This is a genomic window from Putridiphycobacter roseus (genome assembly GCF_003234935.1).
Taxonomy (GTDB): domain Bacteria; phylum Bacteroidota; class Bacteroidia; order Flavobacteriales_D; family Crocinitomicaceae; genus Putridiphycobacter; species Putridiphycobacter roseus.
This window is the reverse complement of sequence record NZ_QKSB01000001.1, coordinates 837875-859485: the sequence shown is the minus strand read 5'-3', so window position 1 is coordinate 859485 and position 21611 is coordinate 837875. Positions and strand designations below refer to the sequence as shown.

Genomic DNA, 21611 nt, shown 5'->3' with positions numbered 1-21611 from the left:
TTTAAGCCTCTTGGTTTGTCAATGATTTTACATACTGGTGGTAGCTATCATCAATAAATACCACCTCAGTGTCTAAAACTGCGTTTAGGTTGTTAAAGAAATTTTCTTTTTGTTCCTCCGGTATAACGTCTAAGTTTAAAAATAAATTTAAGTCTTTTTTATACCTAAAATTAAGCATGTTTTGATATACTTCCACTCTTTTTAACCCTTTGTAATAATAAAGGTGCATTTCTCGATCAAAATAGGCAACAAACTTAGGAGAAACACCTATTTTAAAAGCTTTTCGTTTACTACGAAATATTATTAAATAGACTAAACTTTCTAATAATAGTACACTAACAATTATAAGGAGGGGTAAAGTTAGCAAGGCATCATCCAGATTACGGATTAACAAAAGGATAAATAAGAAAAAGAAACCAAATAATAACTCGATACTTATTAATAGGGTACTCAAGTTGATTTGATTTTTAGCAATGGGTACTGCAAAGACAAATTGCTTAAAATTGCGAATGTCTTTTTTTCCATCCAGTCTTCTTTTTATTCGAATTAAGCCCAAAAGTAAAAACAAAGCAGATATGCCATAAACAATAGCTTGTATATTTGGAATGTCATTTACTTCATATACAGAAAAACCTAAATCGTAGATAGAACCAATGGCGAAAAACGCGAAAATGATAAATAGGATTAAGCTAAAAATATTAATTATTTTGTTCATTCGCTTTCTTGATCGTAATTATTCAACAAGTTTAATTTTAACTTAAAATTATTGATTTCCTTGTCAATATTTTCTACTCTTTGCATGACAGATTTTAGCAATGGATTACTTTCATCTGCATTTGCAAAAAAGCTTAAATTAGTTTCTACTTGAGATTTTTCTTTGATTTTCTCATCAATTTTACTTCTCAAAAAGTACACTTCTTTATCCAATTCACGGTCCATATTTGGACTGTTAAATATGGCGTCAATTTTTGCGGAGTACATTATCTTCTCTTTCTCTACTTCGTCCATTTCTATAGACTCGTATTTTTCATTTAAAGCTTTTTTATAAGCGGCATAAATTCTATCTTTTTCTTTAAAAGGAACATTACCTATGGCGTTAAATTCTTTAGATAAAATTTGCAAGTTTTTTATTGCTGCAGCAGGATCTGTGTCTACTTTAAATTCTTCAATCTTTTTTATTAAGTCTTCTTTGAGGTCTAGATTACCAGCATTTGCTTTATCTAAAGAATCAAAATGCGCGTCCTTTTTAGTGAAAAAGGCATCAATTGGCGTACGAAATTTTTTCCAAAGTTTGTTTTCATTTCTTTGACCTGCTGAACCTAGTTTTTTCCAATCCTTTTGAATGTTGACTATAAACTTAGTTGTTTCATTCCAGTCTTCTGAATTTTTAATGGCATTTACCTTTTCAATCAAAGCCAGTTTTTGGTCTTTTATTTTGTCAAAATCAGCATTTATATCTTTAAAAAATTCATTTTTCGCATCAAAAAATTGGTCACATTTAGCCCTAAAACCTTTCCAAACAATTTCGTTTTCTTTTTTTGGTCCAAAACCAACTTTCTTCCAATCATTTTGCACGGTAATTATTTTGTCCGTTACTGATTTCCAGTCTTTAGATGATTCACAAGGTAGCGCTAAAAGCTCATCTATTTTATCGATTAAAGCCAGCTTTTTAAGGATGTTTTCTTTTTGTTCTATTCTTTTACCGTCATAAAATTCTTTAATCCTAGTATAAATAGCATTTACAGTGTCCCAATAATTGGTTTTTAAAGATTCCCATGCTTCTGCTGAAGTGCCACCAATGTCATTCCATTCGTCTTGTAATAAGTGAAGTTTTTGTTCAACAGATTTAATATTTTTTTCGCTTACTAATGCTTTTAACTTTGCTATTACTGCTTCTTTCAAAACAGCATTTTTTGTTAAATCATGTTCTTTAATTTCTTTATAAATGTTTATATTATATTGAAATTCATCCATTAAGTTAGAATATTCTTTTTGAATATCTTGACGAACATTTCTAGGAATGGGTCCCACATTACGCCATTTTTCTTGTATGGCTTGTATGGCTTGAATGGCTTTACCAATGTGCTCTTCTTCTTGGATTAAAGTTTTTACCTCTTTAATCAGTTGTTTTTTCACACTATGATTACCTTCTTCCGATAATTTTTTTTGTTCAACTAGCGCTTTCCTTTTACTTTTAAAATCATGTTGGATAGACTTAAATTTATCGATTAATTCGTCTAGTGGTTTTTCAATTGCTTCAGGTTTTTCGCCTGCTTCAATTCTATTTAATTTTTCAATTTCAAATAGTCTTTCCTCTTCCTTAATAATCTTGTAGAAATCATCTGATAAGGTTTTGAATTCTTCATTGATATTTAGAATATCTTCCTGTGCTAACAATGTCTCTAATTTTTCAATAATCTCGGTCTTCATGCTTTTATAGTTTATTCAATGGCTTTTCGACCATTCGATAGAAATGTTCACCTTTTTTTACTGGTGATTTAATTATAATTATTTATCAATAGTAAATTCAACCAAATCTACGAATTCTAACATTCTATCGTAAATTTCAGTTTGATTTAAACTTTCTATTCTTTCTGTTCCGAATAATTCTACACAAAAAGAAGCCATTGCAGAACCTGCAATAATTGCACGCTTCATGTTTTCAAAAGAAATATCGTCTGTTTTTGCAAGGTACCCCATAAATCCACCTGCAAAAGTATCTCCTGCTCCTGTTGGATCAAATACTTCTTCTAATGGCAATGCTGGCGCAAAAAATACTTTTTCACCACTAAACAATAAAGCACCATGCTCTCCTTTTTTAATGATTAAGTAAGTAGGCCCCATTTTTAATATCTTTTTGGCTGCTTTTCTTAAAGAATATTCACCAGATAATTGTCTTGCCTCTTCGTCGTTGATTATTAATACGTCTACTAATTTAATGGTGTTGTGTACTTCTTCCATCATGATATCCATCCAAAAATTCATGGTATCTAATGCAATTAATTTAGGACGTTCTTCTAATCTTTCAATAACTTGACGTTGTACAGTTGGTGCTAAGTTTCCTAGCATTAAATAGTCAACTCCTTGATAAGATGCTGGTATTACTGGGTCAAAATTTTCTAATACGTTTAATTCTGTTACTAACGTATCTCTTGAGTTCATATCGTTATGGTATTTACCTGACCAGAAAAATGTTTTTTCACCGTCTTTTACTTGTAAACCATCAATATCTACACCTCTTGATTTTAAATCGAGTAATGTTTCTTTTGGAAAATCATCTCCAACTACAGAAACTATTTTTTGATCTTTAGCAAAGTAAGATGCTGAAATTGAAATGTAAGTTGCAGCACCACCTACAATTTTATCTGTTTTTCCAAAAGGGGTCTCAATGGCATCAAAGGCAACACTACCCACTGTTAATAATGAACTCATATTATATAATTGTTTGAATGCAAATATAATTACTTTTTAAGATTGTTTAGGGGATTGCGTATCAATTATGTGTTAATATGAGCTAAGTGGTGATTATCATGAAGAAATTGAAATGTTTTTGGGGATTGGTTTAGTAGACTTAATGATTATTATAACCTATAAAAGGTAAGGCTATATGTTTTATTCAGAAGTATTACAACTGTTGCAGTGGAAAAGGATAGAAGAGTGCTTAGGACCATTAATCGTATCGCGGCCATGTACTTGCATTTTTTTTAATCTAATATAAATGTATTCAAAAAAAACAGGAACAAATTATTACTTTAGCTTTTCATAAGTCGACTAAGCAAAATTAGGATGAATATAGAAGAATTAGATCAATATTGTATGCAAAAAAAAGGCGTTACAGTTTCTACTCCTTTTGATGAGGTGACACTTGTTTATAAAGTGATGAATAAAATGTTTGCTTTAATTAACAGCGATAGTGGTACCCATATAAATTTAAAGTGTGATCCGGAATATGCCTTAGAATTGAGGGCAATGCATGTAGAGATTCAACCTGGTTTTCATATGAGTAAGAAACATTGGAACACGGTTGCTTTGAATGAGTCCTATGAGGACCGAAAGGTTTACGCATTAATTGATCATTCATATGATTTGATAGTGAAAAGTTTAACAAAAAAGCTGCGAACTGAACTTGCGGAAATGTAGGCAGTATAAAAAGTAATTATGGAAGAAAAAGATAGCAATACGAAAACTTATCAATTTGGAACAAAAGCCATTCATGCAGGGGTGCAACCAGATAGTGCTACGGGGGCTATCATGACCCCAATTTATCAAACGAGTACCTATGTTCAAGAAGCGGTTGGTGTAAATAAAGGATATGCGTATTCTAGATCTAAAAATCCAACGAGACATGCTTTGGAGGAAAATATTGCAGCCATAGAAAATGGAAAATACGGTGCTTGTTTTGGTTCAGGTATTGCAGCCATAGATTGCGTGCTAAAAATGTTAAATCCAGGTGATGAAGTGATAACAACAAATGATTTGTATGGTGGGACGTATAGAATATTCAAGACTATTTTTGAAAAATATGGCATTGTATTCCATTTTGTAGATATGCTCCATGCGGAAAACATCCTAGGGTATTGTAATAAAAACACGAAATTAATTTGGGTAGAAACACCAACTAACCCAATGATGAACATTTTGGATATTGAAGCGGTTGCTGTTATTGCCAAGGCTAACCATGCTATGTTAGCGGTGGATAATACTTTTGCGACGCCTTACCTACAAAACCCTCTTGATTTGGGCGCAGATATTGTTATGCATTCTGCAACAAAATATTTAGGTGGACATTCGGATGTGGTGATGGGGGCTTTAGTTTGTAAGAATGACAAAATTGCTAAGGAAATGTATCGAATTCAAAACTCTTCTGGAGCGATTGCTGGTCCCATGGATTCTTTTTTAGTATTAAGGGGTATAAAAACTTTACATTTGAGAATGCAAAGACATTGTGAAAATGGAGATAAAATTGCACGGTTTTTAGCGGGGCATTCAAAAGTGGCACATGTATATTGGCCAGGTTTGGAAAGTCATCCAAACCATAATATCGCCAAAAAACAAATGCGTGGATTCGGCGGAATGATTTCTTTTAGTTTGGTTGGGAATCAAATGTCTGCTGCCCAGGAAGTTTTGAAAAAAACAAGATTATTTGCATTAGCAGAATCATTGGGTGGTGTGGAATCATTAATTGGCCACCCCGCATCTATGACACATGCTGCTATACCAAAAGAAGAAAGAGAAGCAGCTGGCATAGTAGACTCCTTAATTAGGCTAAGTGTTGGTATAGAGGATGTGGTAGATTTAATACAAGATTTAAAGGAGGCATTGAAGTAGTTAAACGTTTATCAAACATTTAAAAACGCTTCTAAACACTAGCTGGTAGGAAGGACAAATAGCTTAGTTATAGCAGTAAATGTATTATTGCACCCAAACAATCAATCAAAGCAGCCATAGAATCAATGACAGTGTCTTTTTTCTGTATTATTCCGTATCTTGTGTAACATAAGAACGACAAACTATAAAATGATTGCATACATTACAGGTACCTCTTCTGGGATAGGGAAGGCTTTGGCTGAAAAATTATTAGAGCAAAGCCATCAGGTCATAGGCCTTTCTAGAAGACAAACCATCAAACATCCTAATTACACACATCACGCGATTGATTTAAGTGATTTGAAACAAGTAAAAGCTTTTGAGTTTACCGCCAATTTAAATGACGACATTGTTTTGGTAAATAACGCAGGTAGTCTTGGTCCAATGGTCCCCGTTGGTAGATTAATAGCGGATGAAATAATTAAAATTAATAATTTAAATATTACTGCACCACAAATATTGTGCAATCAATTCATTCAAAAGTACCAAGCAAATATTGGTCATCTTTACCATATCATTAATATAAGTTCAGGGGCAGGAAAAAGGCCGATAGATGGATGGGCAAACTATTGCGCTTCCAAGTCAGCGATTGATTTGTTTACGCAAACCATTGAAATTGAGTTAAAGGAAAGAAAGAAAAACAATTGGCATGTATATGCAGTCTCTCCTGGTGTAGTAGATACGCCAATGCAATTAAGCATAAGAAGCTCAGACCCAAAGGCATTTTTAAATCGACAAAGTTTTATTGATTTAAAAGAAAATAATGCTTTGGTGGCTCCAAATAATGTAGCATTACAGTTATTGGAAATCATCCATAATCCAAAGAAATTCAATACTACACTTGTTTCCTTAAATAAAAGGTAAAGTGATAATTCTTACAATAGCTTTCCTATACTTAGCGTATATTTAATATAACATTCAATTAAAATTAACTTAAATTTACAAACATCAAAAATCAACTTTTTAACATGAAATTCATACTTACATCTTTATTTATAACCATATCTCTGCTTACACTGGCGCAATCAGATTGGTGTGGTACCGATCATTATTACCAACAAAGCTTGGCTGAAAATCCAAATTTACAAAATCAAATAGACGAGTACATGTCAAGAATGCATACTGTTGGTGTTGCTTCTGACCGTTCAGATTCGATTATTATACCCGTAGTTTTCCACGTAATACATGATAACGGTATTGGGAATATATCCCATGCTCAAATTTTAGATGGCATCCGTATATTAAATGAAGATTTTAATCGACTAAATGCAGACACTATTGATACAAGGAATACTGTGGATGCACCGTTTTTACCAAGAGCTGCAAATGCAAAAATATGTTTTCAACTGGCAAAACTAGATCCAAATGGAAACTGTACCAATGGTGTAGAAAGAAGAAATTCAGCTAACGGGACATATAATGGTAGTGATGCCACTTCAAAAAGTTTTTCTGGTGGAGGAATGGATATTTGGAATCGATCAAATTATTTTAATGTTTGGGTGGTAAATGATATTGAAAATACGGGTAGCGCTGGAACGATATTAGGATATGCACAATTTCCTTATTTTGGTTCGGCTAGTACTTATGGTGTAATAATTCGTCACGACAGAGTTGGGGAAATTGGGACTGGAACAGGAGATCGAACTTTAACCCACGAAATTGGACATTGCTTAGGTCTTTTTCATGTTTTTCAAGACGGCTGTGGTTCCACTGGGACAGATTGCTCTAATGCAGGAGATTATTGCTGTGATACGCCTCCTTCTGCGCAATCAACGCAATCTTGTAGCGATACATATAATTCTTGTAATCAAATTCAAAGTGGAGATTTTTACGGCGTGAATGTTGTTGACCAACTTGAGAATTATATGAGTTATAGTGATTGTCAGAATATGTTTTCAACCGACCAGAAGAATATCATGCATTTTAATATTGATAGTTATGGTTTTTTAACGACATTAACTTCTGCTACTAATTTAAACAATACTGGGGTAACACAACCAGATGTTTTGTGTAGCGCTAGTTTTGAATCCACACAACAAGTAATCTGTGCGGGTAGTAGTATAGATTTTTATGATTTGTCATATGCTGGAATCAATACAAGAAATTGGAATATCAATGGTGGTTCTCCAGCGACGAGTAATGATTCTTTAATTTCAGTGACTTATAATACGGCTGGTGTGTATACAGTATCCTTAGAGGTTTCTGATGGCACAAGTACGCTTATGGAAACAAAAACAAATTACATTACCGTTTTACCAGTACCTGGAAATAATTTGCCAATTCAAGAAGGGTTTGAAAGTGTTACTTTTCCCGATAATTATAATTTCTTTTCCAGTAACTATAATGGCGTAAATGATTGGGAACTTACGACAAATGCAGCCCACACAGGAACAAAATCAATTTGGTACAATAATTACCAAAACGGAAGTGTTGGTGCTGTAGTTTCATTTGAATCAGGCACTATTGATTTAAGTGTATTGGATCCAACCGACAATCTAATTTTTACTTTTGACTATGCTTATAACAAGCGCACGAGCGCAAGTGATGATTATTTGAAGGTTTATGTTTCAGATGACTGTGGCGAAAATTGGGCTTTTAGAAAATCAATACATGGTAACTTTTTAAATAATGAAGTCACCAGTGGGGTATTTACACCAAGTAGTATTGAGGATTGGAATAATGTGGTAATTAGTAATATTGATAATTCTTTTTTCATCTCTAATTTCAGGTATAAATTTGTATTCGAAAGTGATGGTGGTAACAACATCTTTATCGACAATATTAATATTGTTCCAGAATCATGGTTAGCAGTAGATGAAGAAAAAGGTTTAGCGCAAATTCAAATGTATCCAAATCCAGTAAGTAATGTTTTAAATGTGCAATTAACAGATGCAAATACCAGTATGAAAGTTTATGATGCAGCGGGTAAAGAATTACAAAATTTATATTTTAATCAGACGGATGGAAATACCATTCAATTGTCTACAGAAAATTTAGCAGTTGGTTTGTATTTCATTTCATTTACGAATGAGCAAGGTTCAATTTCTAAGAAATTTATAAAAAAATAAACATGAAAATTTCTATATTTATAAGTGCTTTAATGCTCCAATTCGGTATTGTTTTGCATGCACAGACCACAAGTTATGAAAACCCGATTATGTGCGCAGAACACATAGAAAGAGAAAAGTTAAGTTTAGAAAATAATGCTTATCGTATACAAGATAGTATAGATCAAGTAGCTTTTGAAATTGATTATCAATCTTATTTATCAAGTTTTAGTGCAGATGATCGCTCCACATATACCATTCCAGTAGTAGTACATGTGGTTCATTTAGGTGGTGTGGAAAACATTTCAAATGCGCAGATTAATGAGGCTATCGAAACTTTAAATATAGATTATAACATGCTGAATTCAGACTTGGGAAATACTGTTTCCGCGTTTTCAGGAATTACTGGTAATCCAAGTTTTGAATTTGTATTAGCGACAAAAGATCCAAATGGAAATTGTCATAGTGGGATAACTAGAACGGCATCCAGCACTACTTTCGATACAGGAATGAGTAATGGGTCTCACGACATTGTGGATGCAGTTGTGGCGCAACATGGTATATGGCCACAAAAAGACTATTTATCCATTATTGTTTGTATCGATCCTAATGGCGCGGCTGGGTATACCTATAGACCATCTAACTTTTTTAATCCAAATCAAATGTATGGGGCAATTTTTATGCGACATGATTATATGGGTACTACTGGAACAAGTTCTAATGTAGCTCGACATACTTTAAGTCACGAAGTTGGCCATTGGTTTAATTTGGCGCATTGCTGGGGCTCAACGAATAGTCCGGGTGTTGGCAGTAGTTGTAGTAGTGATGACAATGTAACAGATACACCTAATACAATCGGTTGGTCTTCTTGTAATACTGCTGGTGTTTCATGCGGCTCTTTAGATAACGTACAGAACATAATGGAGTATTCTTATTGTTCAACTATGTTTACAGACGGTCAAGCTGCAAGGATGCAAACTGCCTTATTAAATAGTACGGCTGGTAGAGATAATTTATCGACTAGTGCCAATTTAATCGCTAGTGGTGTTTCAAATAATACCGAAGAAATATGTGAGGCAATATTTACCCAAACGAATAGTATTTCCTGTGCTGGAAGTAGTATAGAATTTTCGGATATTTCTGTTCATAATATTACTACTAGAGCTTGGTCTTTTCCAGGAGGAACACCGAGTACTTCAACGGATTCAAATGTAGTGGTGTCTTATAATTCACCTGGTCAGTATCCAGTTACTTTAACTGTTTCTAATGCCAGTAACCAAGAAACGGTGACCTTAATTAATTCCATTAGTGTGTTAGACGTTCCGGGAGAAAGTCTTCCATATTTTGAAGGATTTGAAAACCAATCAGCCTTTCCTGACAATATTAGTTTTTCTATAGACAATCCCAATAATGATTTTGGGTGGGAAGTAACTAATAGTACAGGTAGTACGGGTAATCATTCTTTATTTTTGAATAATTATAGTGCAAATGGAATAGATGTAGATAAATTTATTTCTGGTGCGATAGATTTAGGAAATCTTACCGCTAACCACACAGTAGCTTTTGAATTCAAATATGCTTACCATAAAAAAGATGCATTAGATGATGAATACTTAAAGTTTTTTGTGTCCAATGACTGTGGTGAAACATGGGTGTTGCGGAAATCTATTCACGGAAGTTTTTTAAATTCAAATGTTCAAAATAGTAGTTATGCGCCAGCAGATGAAGACTGGAAAACTGTTGTAGTTAACAATATTAATGACGTATATTTTGTACCAAACTTTAGGTACAAATTTGAATTTAGTTCTAGTGAAGGGAATAACATCTATATTGATGACATCAACATTGTTTCACCTGACTATGTAGGCTTAGATGGTACGCAAAATGAAGGCTTAGCCTTTGCTAGTTTATACCCGAACCCTACAAACGGAAATAGTAATCTAACGTTGAGAGGTTATGATAACATGAACATTTCAGTAACACTATATGATATTAATGGCGCACGTATTCAAGAGATGATAAATACAACTGTGACCAATGATAATTTAAGTTTACAGTTGGAAACTGCTTCACTTGCTAAAGGTGTTTACTTGGTTAATATTAAAAGTGATAATAAGTTTGAAACTTTAAAATTGATCAAACAATAAGTATTTAATACGAAGACATAAAAAAGGGGCAAATTATTAATTTGCCCCTTTTTTCATCAAAAAATTTTGTGCTTATTTATAAACTTCTGCTTTGTTAAACTTTTCTACTAACAAATAATAGAAAATAGCTCTATACTTATTTTTATTAGATTTTCCCATTTCAGTTATTACGTCCTCAATAGCGCTATCTAAAGTTGGACCATCTTTTAGTCCTAATTTCTTGATTAAAAAATTGTTTTTAACCGTTGCTAATTCTTTAGCATCTGATCCAGAAACTGTAGAAGAGTCTGCATTATATATAGAAGGACCGCAACCAATAACAACCTTTTCGAATAAGTCATTATTTACATTGTTAATACCTAATTTGGTCATTTCTTTTTTGTACTTTTCAATTAATTCCGCTCTTTTACTCATAGTTTTTAATTTATTATGTACGCTAAAGATAGCATTTTTCAAATATTTTAAAAAGTTTATGTTTTATATTTTTATTGTATAATTGGTATTTTCTTTATTGTTCTAACTTAATAATTGGATTAAACATCATACGATTGTATTTTTTATAAAATGGTGACAAAGCCTTGTCTGCTTTTTTTACTCCCATAATTGCTTATATATTTTATTTGGTATAAGTAAACTCCTGGTGAACAATACCTGCTCGCGTATTTCCCATCCCATTCTTTATCTGGATTATAAGACTTGAATACGATTTCTCCCGAGCGATTGTAAATGATCATTTCAAATTGATCAATTTCTTTACCTATAACTTTAAATGTGTTGTTTTTACCATTGTAACTCCAAGGTGTAAAAGCATTTGGTATAAATAGACTAGAAGGGTCCTCTAATACAAAAAGACTGCTGTCTGTGTCTGTATGGTTAATAAAAGTGGATGTTTTTATGGTGTTGCATGGGGATGCTTTAGGCTTTGAATTTATTTCGGTTGCATTTACTATTGTTGTATTAATGCACAAAAAAGAAATTCCAATTATTGTAAATAGATGCATATTAATTTATTCTTTTAGTTTTGCAATAGACGAATTTAAATATAGCAGGGTAGCTAAAAAAAAGTTAAATGCCAAAAAAATTTATAATAGGAATTACTGGGGGTAGTGGTGTTGGAAAAACGACATTAATTGAATTGTTACGTAAAGAGTTCCCCAATAAAATTACTACTTTCTCCTTGGATAATTATTATTTGCCAATTGAAAAGCAACAACGAGATGAAAATGGTATCGTAAATTTTGATTTGCCAACAGCCTTAGACACTAAGAGAATGGCAGCTGATTTTTTAAAGTTAGTTGAAGGACAAGATATTTCTTTTTCAACCTATAACTTTAATAACCCTATTGGTGATAGAAGTGATGTTTCTTTAGTTTCGAAAGATATCCTATTAGTGGAAGGATTGTTTGTAATGTGTTATCCTTTTTTAAAGCAAAGGTTAGACTATGCAGTATACCTTAAAATGGATCCGGATCTTCAATTTGAAAGAAGGTTAAAAAGAGATTTACAGGAAAGAAACTATTCGAAGGAGGATATTATCTATCAGTGGAAGCACCATGTTTTGCCAGCCTATAATAATTATGTTTTACCATATATAGATGAGGTAGATCTGATCATTACAAATAATCAATCTTTTGATGAAAATATTAATGTCTTAATAGATAAAATAAGAAATGTGCTCTCTGTTATTTCAGAATAGAAACATGTCCTAGAAGTTGTTCTTTTTTCCCATTCAAATCCACATAATCAATTACCCAAATATAGAGACCATCTTGGGATAAGCGACCATTATAATAACCATCCCATTCTCCATCTGTATCATAAGATTTAAATACAATTTCTCCCCAACGGTTATAAATGGTCATTTCAAATTGTTCAATATTCTGGGTTATTGCTTTAAAGGTGTTATTATAATCGTTTCCATCTGGTGTAAAAACATTAGGTACGTAAATTAATGGTTCAAAACTAATGAGTACATCTCCTTGAACTTTACAACCATTTTCATTGGTTAAAACCGCAGTGTAATTCGTATTTGATGGCGGGTAAACTTCTGTTTCTGGACAAATATCACAGGTAATAAAGCTTTTTGGAAACCATTCTATTTCCCCATTGCCATCTGCCCATATGGGTATGATATCACCTGCCACTGCAATGATATCCGTGGATAAAGTTATTTTTGGTAAATCGAATACCGTTACATAAAATCCTGTACTGTCTTCACAGCCATAATCATCACTTACCGTTACAGTATAGTATGTTGATTTTACTGGTGTAGCTATGGTATTTGCTTCTTTATAATCTGCTACTCTTACCGTGGGATACCATTCGTAATAAATCCCACCTGTCGCCCATAAAGAAATGGGTTCTTCTGGGCAAATGGATGTGTCAGGTCTGGTGATTGCCTTTACATCATGTACATATACATCTACCATATCGAGTGAAGTGCCACATGCATTGGTAAAACTTACTATGTAAGTGGTGTCTACAGCCGGTGCTACAATTGGATTAGGAATCTGTGTATTACTAATGTTATAGTTTGGTGACCATTCATAAGTTAGGGCACCACTTGCTGTCAATTGAATATTACTGCCAAAGCAAATATCTGCAGAGGATTGTACTTTTGGGTTCGGCAGTCCTTGGTCTACAAAAATATAAAGGGAGTCTGCGAAATGGCATTGATCAGGTGTTGTGATATAAACCTTAAATTGTGTGTTTTGAGTGACAGTGGCTATTGGGTTGCTAATGAGCGGATCGGAAAGACCCAAAGGTGGATTCCATAAATAAGAGCCACCGCCTGTAGCCCATATTTCTGTACTTTGACCAGTACAAATCGTGGTGTCTGGACCAGCTCCTCCCACTAAATCAAAAGTCCATACATCTACTGTTAAACTGGTTATGCCACAAACGCTACTAATTTCTACTGTGATTGTTGTATCGTTATCGATTGTGAGTATGGGGTTAAATAAATAAGGGTTGTTAAATAGTAAAGGTGGTCCCCAAACATAGTCTGTGCCACCGCTAGCAATAACTTGTACACTGGTTCCAGGACAGATGGTATCTTCCAAGACATAAGCTTCGTAAACAGGTAAAATTATTTCTACTTGGGTAAAGGCAGTGTCTGGCGTATAACATCCATTGCTGTCAGAAACAATCAATATGACATCATATATTCCTGGGTTTGCATACAGGTGTGATGGAGAAAATACACTAGAACTATCCCCATCTCCAAAATACCACATAAAGGTATTTCCATTAATACTTGAATTGGTGAAGATGGTTGCGTTAGGCAAACACGTTATTGGAATTGGAACCCCCAAAGTCGCTTCTATTTTAGATAAATCAAATACGAAACCAGCCATATTACAATTCGTGGATCCATTTGTAGTTGAATATGCCCCAGGCGTAGTAGGAAAGGAACCTGTTGAGGAGCAAGCAGCACAAACTGCATGGTAGATTTTACCACTTTTATCAAATCGACATGTGCCACCATCTACATGGTCGTTTGTTGAAGTTGGATTACCCATAAAAGTGGCATATTTTAATGCCAGCATATCTGGTGTAAATAAAGCTAAATAAAAATTACTACCTCCTGTAATGTCTTGGTAAGCATCTGAAGTAGTAGGAAAACCATTGGTAGTACTATTACTTGCACTCGAATTACTGGAATTGGTAAGTCCACCCCATCCTGCGATATAAATTTCATAGCAATCACTGACTAAAAAAGCCGTAGGAGAAATTTCTACATCACCAGTACCTCCACCAAAAACAGAAGACCATTCAGTTGTGGATAAATCTGAATTCATTTTATGAATAAATTGACCACTATTTGGATTCACATATTTCCCCGTCGTAACGGGATAATTTCCTTTAGATTGGCCATATATGTATACCTTATCATTTAAATCTAATTGTACAAAATAAGCTTGGTCATAATCATTCGTACCTAAATAAGTTGCTATAGGATTAGCATAGTTTGGAGCTTCTAACCTTAATACATATCCATCTGTACTTCCGCCTAAGAAACTAGGGTTAATTTGTCCGGATGTAAATGGAAAATTTGAGCTAGTAGTACCACCAGCCATGTATAAATCCCCATTGCTGCCAATTTGAATTGAATTTCCTGATTCTAGTCCTGAACCTCCGATATAGGTGCCATATAATAAATTAGAAAATATATTGTTTAACTTTACAAAAACAGCATCTTGAGAGCCGTTTAGGGTAGTGCTAAATCCATTATTGGTTGGGAAATCGGTAGAACTAGTTGTAGAGGAAATGTAAACGTTTGAATTTTGATCAACAATAATTTCTCCTCTTAATTGGTCACCATAATTGTAGGCAATATTTGCACCACCATTATTTAAGTTAACCACACCATCATTTCCTGTGCCACCCAAAAAAGTGCCGTTTTGAATAGTGGTTCCCGTGGGGTTTAATTTTATAGCATATAAATCAGTTCCGGCTGTAAATAAAATACCATCTATATTGGTGTTTAATGTACCGCCAGCAAAATTAGGTTGATAAGCATTTGGTGGAATTGGAAAATTAGAAGATGAGGTAGCCCCCATTAAAAATATTTGATTGGCGTCATTGACAATTATACTGTGGGGTGTTTCTGCTCCAGTACCACCAATATAAGTTGAAAATTCAATTCCGGTCCCTAATGCATTGAATTTGGTTAAACCTATATCTACTTGCCCACCATTAAACGTAGTGCTTTGTGCACCTGTTGAAGTTGGATACCCACTTCCAAATACTATTCCTGCGGCTATCAGTTTTTGATTTACATCAGGACAAGCGGTCATTCCCCAGTTATCCGCAGAAGATCCAGTGAAGGTAGAAAAAAGCAAAATAGGGTCAATGACCAATGTGTCTGAATTACTATATCCTTCCGGAAATTCAAAACTGATGATATCCTTATCTATGGTGTAATTGCAAAGCACTATTTTTTTTTCGCCATGGATCATTTGATAAGCTATGGGTTTGCTTTCAGAAAACATGCCAAAAGTAGTGTGTATGTTTAATTGCCCATTTTCAATTTCTAAACTATTTTGACCCTCGTACTTAATTTGAAGTTGTTCTGTATTGGTGTTGGGTGCTATTATATAATCATACTTTAGCGTCTGATTTTGTTCATAAATATGCAAATCAATACCTGGATAAATCGATTGGTATTGTACAGAATTATAAAGTGTTAAACTGTTAACCCATTTACTTGGGTCATTACCTAAGATATAGTTTTCAACATGTGTTGAGGGAATGCTTTCTTTAAATTTCGTTGTTTTATTTGCGCCTAAAAACGTAGTCTTTATGACATGACTTTTAAATAACTCAGTGGATTCTAAATGTTCATCTGCATGGTTATGCTCATGAATAAAATCGGCTCCATTATGAAATTGATAGGTAAATCCATTGTTTTCCAAAAATAAATCACCGCCTGGAATTCCAATTTTATAAGCTACATTTTCATGCCATTGACCTTTATTCGGCTTAATCCATATTGAAGGTTGCCCCAATATGCCTAAAGCCACCATCATAAAGATTATTAAGGTGTAACACTTCAAATTCATTATATATTAATATAACCCTGTCTCTTTAGACGGGAGATTTATCGAAAAGGTTGCCTATTTACTCTTTTTCAATTATTTTCGGTAATTCTATATTGTCAGGAAGCACAATGCAGGTAGGATAGGCTGACAATAATTCTTGCTTTAATTTTTCTGCTTCTAATTTAGTTCTAAAGTTACCCACGCGCACTCTATAGTTAGGTGCCATGTAATCTAAATATGCTTTGTGTTCTCCGTAACTGGATAAAAAATTTGCTTTTTGACCAAGCGCGGTAGATTTGTTTTCGTTAAAATAAATTTGGATGCGATAGCCTTCAATTTTTACTTGATCCATATGGTCTTTATTTCGGCTAACAAATTCAGTGATTTCTTTCAATTCCTTTGGTTGATGTACTTCAATATTGCCTTTACTTTGACTATTAAAGTCCAATTTTGCAATGCTGTCTTTTGAAATATTTTTATTGAAAAAATTAAAACTTAAAGTAGAGTCTTGACTATAAGTAGTTGTGCTTGTAATTAAAAGTAAAAGAATAATAATTGTTTTCATGCAGGTAATTTTAACAAATGTATTAATTTTTAAAGTATAACACAGATGGTGCCATCTAATATATTTACTAGATAAGAGACACTTTCTAAATTTTTACTAATATTTACTAACAGGTATTTATTTAGAAGCATTCTAAATTAGGAATCAAGAGGTCAAAAAACTTTCTAATAATTAGAATAAGATAGCGATTGTTATAATTTTGTGGGCACTTAGGGAGAAAATATGAATTTAAAAAGTATTAATATTTCGCCAATGAAATTATCAAATAAATTAAAAATCAGTAAGTTAAGTTCGTTATTCGTCTTGACTTTATTCTTATTCTTTATCAGTAATTCTGGCTTTGCGCAGGATGCTGAAAAGGGTGAAAAAGTATTTAAGGCCAACTGTGCTGCCTGTCACAAATTAGACAAGAAGTTAGTTGGGCCAGCCTTAAATGGTATTGCAGAAAGATGGGAAGAGAATTCTTCTATTGAAAACATGTATGCTTGGATTAAGAATTCACAAGAGTATGTGAAAGCTTCAGGAGATCCTTATGCAAAAGGTTTGGTTGCTGAGTTTAATGGTTCTGTAATGACAGCTCAGGCAGTTTCTGATGAAGACATTGATAATTTATTGGCGTATATCGCTGCTGGACCAGCTGTTGCTGTTGTGGTAGAAGGAACAGGTGTGCAAGAGGTGGTTGTTGAAGCAGAACCTTCCAATTGGTATTGGTGGGTAATTGCTGGATTATTATTGGTGGTAATATTTGCTGTTAGTGGTGTAAGTCGTGAATTAAAGAATGCGAGTTTAGACGAAGATGGTGAACCAATGATGGAAGGAGAAACTTTTGTGCAGTCTACTAGAAGATGGTTGTGGAAAAACTTTAATATGGTTTTCTTTTTTGGATTTGTATTATTAATAGGCACACTAACATTAGGCTTTGGTGGTTTAAATCAAATTGGTGTTTTCGAAAATTATAAACCAGATCAACCGATTAAATATTCGCACAAATTACATGCTGGAACTTTAGGTATAGAATGTAAATATTGTCACAACTCTGTAGAGAAATCTAAAACTGCAGGTATTCCTACAGTAAATGTATGTATGAATTGTCATAAAGGAGTTTCTGAAGGGAAAGAATATGGAACTACTGAGATTCAAAAGATTTATGATGCGGCAGGATTTGATCCAAATACTTTAGAATATAGTGGTGAGACGGAGCCAATAAGATGGACCAAAGTACATAACTTACCAGATCATGTTTATTTTAATCACTCACAACACGTTAAAGTTGGTGGATTGGATTGTAAACAATGTCACGGTGATATGACAAAAGAAACTGTAGCAAGAGTAATGACTACAGAAGATTTGAATGCTGTTGAAGACAATAAAATCAAATTTACACGTCCAACTTTAACAATGGGTTGGTGTTTAGAATGTCATGGTAAAAAAGAAATCGACATTAAGTCTGCAGCAAAAGGATCTTATTATAACGAAATACACAAGCGTTTATTAACAGACAAAGAAACCTATCAAAAATATAAAGAAGATGGCAAGGTGACAGTTGCGGAGCTTGGTGGTTGGGAATGTGCAAAATGTCATTATTAATTCTGAATTTAGGCTAATAGAATATGGGAACAAATAAAAAATATTGGAAAGGTCTCGAAGAGTTTCATGAAACACCGGAATTTTTGGAAAGTTCAAAAAATGAATTTCCAGAAGAACTAAGTGTAAATGAATTCTTATCTAATGAAAACTTAGAAGAGAGCTCAACGGGAAGAAGAGATTTCTTGAAATTTTTAGGATTTAGTGTTGCAGCAGCAACATTAGCAGCATGTGAGTCACCTGTTATTAAAGCAGTACCATATGTTGTAAAACCTGAAGAAATTACACCAGGTATGCCAAATTGGTATGCGTCATCCTATTACGACGGTTCAACATTTGCTAATATTTTAGTAAAAACTAGAGAAGGTCGTCCGATTTTTATCAAAGGAAATAAACATTTATCTACCTATAGTAAAACAGCAAATCCACGAGTGGTGGCATCTGTTTTATCTTTATACAATAGTGAGAGGTTACAAAGTCCTGTTGCCAACGATCAAAAAGTGGATTGGACGGTATTGGATGCTAACCTTAAATCTAAATTAAAAGGCATTGCAAATAAAAGTGGAAAAATAGTTTTATTGTCAGGTACAGAAATTAGTCCTTCAACAAATACTATTATTGAAAACTTTAAAGCTACTTATGGTGGTGGTGATGCTGAGTCAGAAGATAAACAGAGTAATGTTGAGCATGTACAATATGACGCTGTATCTTACCAAGGAATAAGAAAAGCTAATGAAGCTTCTTTTGGTAAAGCAGTTATTCCTGATTATGATTTTTCTAAAGCAAAAGTAATTGTTAGTGTTGCTGCTGATTTTCTTAATTCATGGTTAATGTCGAATGAATATGCGGCACAATATGCTGCTAAAAGAAATCCAGATGGGGAATGGATGAATAAACATTTCCATTTTGAAGCAAATATGTCTTTGACAGGTTCAAATGCAGATGTTAGAGGAATGGTAAAACCATCACAACAAGGTGCGGTATTATCTATTTTACATAAAGAAATTGTAGGAGCGCCATTAACAGGTGTAGATACAACTGTATTATCGGAAGGTGTTCTTAAGAAAGTAAGAGCTGCTGCTAAAGCTTTAAAAGCAAATAGTGGTCAAAGTTTATTAGTAGCCGGTGCTACAGATGAGGCTTACCAAACCGTTGTAAATGCAATTAATGCAAAATTAAATAACTACAAGTCGACTATTAATCTTAATAATGGGGTGAATTTATTCAACTCACAAGATGATAAAATGGCCGGCTTAGTACAAGATATGAATGCAGGTAAAGTGGATGCCATTATTATGTGGAACACAAACCCTGTTTATTCTTATGCAGATTCAGCAGCATTTAAAGCTGGATTGGAAAAAGTGGGTGTATCTGTTGCTATTGCAAAGTATGCTGATGAAACTGCAAGTTTGTGTAATTATTTAGCGGCACAAAGTCACGATCTTGAAGCTTGGAATGATTTTAGTCCGAAAACAAATACTTATGCTTTGGCTCAGCCAACTATTCGTCCTTTGTTTGATACAAGACCGGCTGCAGAATCATTAATGATATGGGCAGGTATGGCTTCTCATGCAGGTAGAGACAGCAAAAATTATTATGATTTTATTCAATCAGTATGGAAAGAATATGGTTATAAGGCAACAGCTGGTTTCGCAAGCTTTGATTCTTGGTGGAATGATGCAGTACACAAAAGTGTAACGGCTGTGGAAGAAATTCCTGCCACTGCTATTGAATTTATTGGAAATATTAATAAAGCGGCAAAATCAATTGCAGCTGTAAAAGGAGGAGATTGGGAAATCACCTTATATGAAAAATCATCTATAGGAGATGGTACAATGGCAAATAATCCTTGGTTACAAGAAATGCCAGATTCCGTTTCTAAAGTAACTTGGGATAATTACATTACCATGTCTCCAGATGAAATGGAGAGAGAAGGTTATAGCATACATTTAGGACAAGAAAGTCCTTCAACTGTTGCTAAAGTAACAGTAGGGGATCAAGTTTTTGAATTACCTGTATTTCCACAACCTGGTCAAGCACACGGAACAATTGGTATTGCATTAGGATACGGTAGAGGAGCAAATGGAGAAGTAATTGGTAAGTCTGCTTACCAAACTGGTCAATACGGTAAATTCTTACCAGGAAATAATGGCGGTAAACAAGTTATTGGTGTAAATGTATATCCATTATTAAACGCTAGTTTTAGTGTTATGGGTGCTAAAATTGAAAAAACGGAAAGCGTTTACAATTTAGCATGTACACAAACACACAGTACAGTAATGGGTCGAAATTCTATTGTTAGAGAAACGACTTTATCTACTTATAAAACTAAAGATGCTTCGGCATATAATCATAAGCATGTATTACATACAGGATGGAATCATGACGAAAAACCTATTTCTGAATTCAACTTATGGGATGAACATCCTGTAGAAAATGTTGGACACAGATGGGGAATGGCTATTGATTTAAACTCATGTACAGGATGTGGTACTTGTTTAATTGCTTGTCAGTCTGAAAACAACGTTCCTGTTGTTGGAAAGGATGAAGTAAGAAGAGGTAGAGAAATGCATTGGTTAAGATTGGATCGTTATTATGCGTCTGATATTGAGCCAGCAATTGGAACAAAGGGAGAAGGATTTAAAACGGAAGGTTTTGATGGTTTACAAGAGCCAGCTGATGCTCCTTCTGTAATCCATATGCCAATGATGTGTCATCACTGTAACCATGCACCATGTGAAACTGTTTGTCCAGTAGCTGCAACTACGCACTCGAATGAAGGTTTAAACATGATGGCTTACAACAGATGTATTGGAACAAGATACTGTGGTAATAACTGTCCTTATAAAGTACGTCGTTTTAACTGGTTTGATTACCCATCTTACAGAAAGTTTACTGAAGTTAACCCAGCGCAAGATGATTTAGGCCGTATGGTATTGAATCCAGATGTTGTGGTAAGAACTAGAGGGGTAATGGAAAAATGTTCTTTCTGTGTTCAAGAAATTCAAACTGGTAAATTAGTTGCTAAGAAAGAAGATCGTCCTGTTAAAGATGGAGATATCATGACAGCTTGTGCGGACGCTTGTCCAGCAGATGCAATTCACTTTGGTGATTGGAATGATGTACATTCAACGATTAGAAAAAGTACAGAAGATGTTAGAGCGTATCAAGCATTAGAAGAAATAGGTGTTAAACCAAATGTTTGGTTTAAAGTAAAAGTTAGAAACGAAGATAATGCTGAGTTAGCTGCTTTACAAACGGAACATCATGCTGGACATGAAGATGCATCACATGATACGGAAGCACACCATGGAGAAGATGCTGCACATACAGAAGGTGCGCATCATTAAAAATAATT

15 protein-coding genes are annotated in these 21611 nt (G+C 34.0%); 8 read left to right on the top strand and 7 right to left on the bottom strand.

The window, feature by feature from the left end:
• Position 1 precedes the first annotated feature (1 nt).
• The 3 genes from DNU06_RS03595 to DNU06_RS03585 form a co-directional block, all read right to left on the bottom strand.
• Entirely contained in the window at positions 2-715 is a 714-nt protein-coding gene (locus DNU06_RS03595; protein WP_111061826.1) for a hypothetical protein, read from the bottom strand.
• A complete protein-coding gene (locus tag DNU06_RS03590) occupies positions 712-2430 on the bottom strand; it encodes a DUF349 domain-containing protein (protein ID WP_111061825.1) in 1719 nt (572 codons plus the stop codon). The genes DNU06_RS03595 and DNU06_RS03590 overlap by 4 nt, the downstream gene beginning before the upstream one ends.
• Before the next feature lie 78 nt (positions 2431-2508).
• On the bottom strand, positions 2509-3432 hold the full coding sequence (locus DNU06_RS03585; RefSeq protein WP_111061824.1) for a PfkB family carbohydrate kinase: 924 nt from the start codon (positions 3430-3432) through the stop codon (positions 2509-2511).
• Between the two features lie 354 nt (positions 3433-3786).
• Between DNU06_RS03585 and DNU06_RS03580 the strand changes: the two genes are divergently transcribed.
• From DNU06_RS03580 to DNU06_RS03560, 5 genes are all read left to right on the top strand, one after another.
• Positions 3787-4140 carry an MmcQ/YjbR family DNA-binding protein gene (locus DNU06_RS03580; RefSeq protein ID WP_111061823.1) on the top strand — a complete coding sequence of 118 codons (354 nt, stop codon included), beginning with the start codon at positions 3787-3789 and terminating at the stop codon, positions 4138-4140.
• Positions 4141-4158: 18 nt separating this feature from the next.
• Positions 4159-5328: a cystathionine gamma-synthase gene (locus tag DNU06_RS03575; RefSeq protein WP_111061822.1), complete on the top strand. Its 1170-nt coding sequence runs from the start codon at positions 4159-4161 to the stop codon at positions 5326-5328.
• 189 nt (positions 5329-5517) lie between these two features.
• On the top strand, positions 5518-6231 hold the full coding sequence (locus DNU06_RS03570) for an SDR family NAD(P)-dependent oxidoreductase (RefSeq protein WP_111061821.1): 714 nt from the start codon (positions 5518-5520) through the stop codon (positions 6229-6231).
• 104 nt (positions 6232-6335) lie between these two features.
• Positions 6336-8435, top strand: a complete 2100-nt coding sequence (locus DNU06_RS03565; RefSeq protein WP_111061820.1) for a M43 family zinc metalloprotease — start codon at positions 6336-6338, stop codon at positions 8433-8435.
• 2 nt (positions 8436-8437) lie between these two features.
• Positions 8438-10561, top strand: a complete 2124-nt coding sequence (locus DNU06_RS03560) for a zinc-dependent metalloprotease (RefSeq protein WP_111061819.1) — start codon at positions 8438-8440, stop codon at positions 10559-10561.
• A 72-nt stretch (positions 10562-10633) separates the two neighbouring features.
• Here DNU06_RS03560 and DNU06_RS03555 read toward each other — a convergent pair whose 3' ends face one another.
• Both DNU06_RS03555 and DNU06_RS03550 read right to left on the bottom strand, forming a co-directional pair.
• A complete protein-coding gene (locus tag DNU06_RS03555) occupies positions 10634-10975 on the bottom strand; it encodes a DUF2853 family protein (RefSeq protein WP_111061818.1) in 342 nt (113 codons plus the stop codon).
• 143 nt (positions 10976-11118) lie between these two features.
• Positions 11119-11562: a T9SS type B sorting domain-containing protein gene (locus DNU06_RS03550; protein WP_111061817.1), complete on the bottom strand. Its 444-nt coding sequence runs from the start codon at positions 11560-11562 to the stop codon at positions 11119-11121.
• A 68-nt stretch (positions 11563-11630) separates the two neighbouring features.
• Between DNU06_RS03550 and DNU06_RS03545 the strand changes: the two genes are divergently transcribed.
• Positions 11631-12257: a uridine kinase family protein gene (locus DNU06_RS03545; RefSeq protein WP_111061816.1), complete on the top strand. Its 627-nt coding sequence runs from the start codon at positions 11631-11633 to the stop codon at positions 12255-12257.
• Here the strand turns inward: DNU06_RS03545 and DNU06_RS03540 are convergent.
• Both DNU06_RS03540 and DNU06_RS03535 read right to left on the bottom strand, forming a co-directional pair.
• Positions 12244-16125, bottom strand: a complete 3882-nt coding sequence (locus DNU06_RS03540; protein ID WP_111061815.1) for a DUF7948 domain-containing protein — start codon at positions 16123-16125, stop codon at positions 12244-12246. The two genes, DNU06_RS03545 and DNU06_RS03540, sit on opposite strands and share 14 nt — an antisense overlap.
• A gap of 58 nt (positions 16126-16183) precedes the next feature.
• Positions 16184-16669: an SPOR domain-containing protein gene (locus DNU06_RS03535; RefSeq protein WP_111061814.1), complete on the bottom strand. Its 486-nt coding sequence runs from the start codon at positions 16667-16669 to the stop codon at positions 16184-16186.
• Between the two features lie 252 nt (positions 16670-16921).
• Here DNU06_RS03535 and DNU06_RS03530 point away from each other — a divergent pair, with 252 nt between their 5' ends.
• Together DNU06_RS03530 and DNU06_RS03525 are read left to right on the top strand one after the other, a co-directional pair.
• Entirely contained in the window at positions 16922-18256 is a 1335-nt protein-coding gene (locus DNU06_RS03530) for a cytochrome c3 family protein (RefSeq protein ID WP_158526807.1), read from the top strand.
• A 23-nt stretch (positions 18257-18279) separates the two neighbouring features.
• Positions 18280-21603: a TAT-variant-translocated molybdopterin oxidoreductase gene (locus tag DNU06_RS03525; RefSeq protein ID WP_111061812.1), complete on the top strand. Its 3324-nt coding sequence runs from the start codon at positions 18280-18282 to the stop codon at positions 21601-21603.
• Positions 21604-21611: the final 8 nt, after the last annotated feature.

What these genes read in the sequence shown, in the direction of transcription:
- DNU06_RS03595 (WP_111061826.1), bottom strand. Translation starts at nt 715, where the DNA reads ATGAACAAAATAATTAATATTTTTAGCTTAATCCTATTTATCATTTTC.
- DNU06_RS03590 (WP_111061825.1), bottom strand. Translation starts at nt 2,430, where the DNA reads ATGAAGACCGAGATTATTGAAAAATTAGAGACATTGTTAGCACAGGAA.
- DNU06_RS03585 (WP_111061824.1), bottom strand. Translation starts at nt 3,432, where the DNA reads ATGAGTTCATTATTAACAGTGGGTAGTGTTGCCTTTGATGCCATTGAG.
- DNU06_RS03580 (WP_111061823.1), top strand. Translation starts at nt 3,787, where the DNA reads ATGAATATAGAAGAATTAGATCAATATTGTATGCAAAAAAAAGGCGTT.
- DNU06_RS03575 (WP_111061822.1), top strand. Translation starts at nt 4,159, where the DNA reads ATGGAAGAAAAAGATAGCAATACGAAAACTTATCAATTTGGAACAAAA.
- DNU06_RS03570 (WP_111061821.1), top strand. Translation starts at nt 5,518, where the DNA reads ATGATTGCATACATTACAGGTACCTCTTCTGGGATAGGGAAGGCTTTG.
- DNU06_RS03565 (WP_111061820.1), top strand. Translation starts at nt 6,336, where the DNA reads ATGAAATTCATACTTACATCTTTATTTATAACCATATCTCTGCTTACA.
- DNU06_RS03560 (WP_111061819.1), top strand. Translation starts at nt 8,438, where the DNA reads ATGAAAATTTCTATATTTATAAGTGCTTTAATGCTCCAATTCGGTATT.
- DNU06_RS03555 (WP_111061818.1), bottom strand. Translation starts at nt 10,975, where the DNA reads ATGAGTAAAAGAGCGGAATTAATTGAAAAGTACAAAAAAGAAATGACC.
- DNU06_RS03550 (WP_111061817.1), bottom strand. Translation starts at nt 11,562, where the DNA reads ATGCATCTATTTACAATAATTGGAATTTCTTTTTTGTGCATTAATACA.
- DNU06_RS03545 (WP_111061816.1), top strand. Translation starts at nt 11,631, where the DNA reads ATGCCAAAAAAATTTATAATAGGAATTACTGGGGGTAGTGGTGTTGGA.
- DNU06_RS03540 (WP_111061815.1), bottom strand. Translation starts at nt 16,125, where the DNA reads ATGAATTTGAAGTGTTACACCTTAATAATCTTTATGATGGTGGCTTTA.
- DNU06_RS03535 (WP_111061814.1), bottom strand. Translation starts at nt 16,669, where the DNA reads ATGAAAACAATTATTATTCTTTTACTTTTAATTACAAGCACAACTACT.
- DNU06_RS03530 (WP_158526807.1), top strand. Translation starts at nt 16,922, where the DNA reads ATGAAATTATCAAATAAATTAAAAATCAGTAAGTTAAGTTCGTTATTC.
- DNU06_RS03525 (WP_111061812.1), top strand. Translation starts at nt 18,280, where the DNA reads ATGGGAACAAATAAAAAATATTGGAAAGGTCTCGAAGAGTTTCATGAA.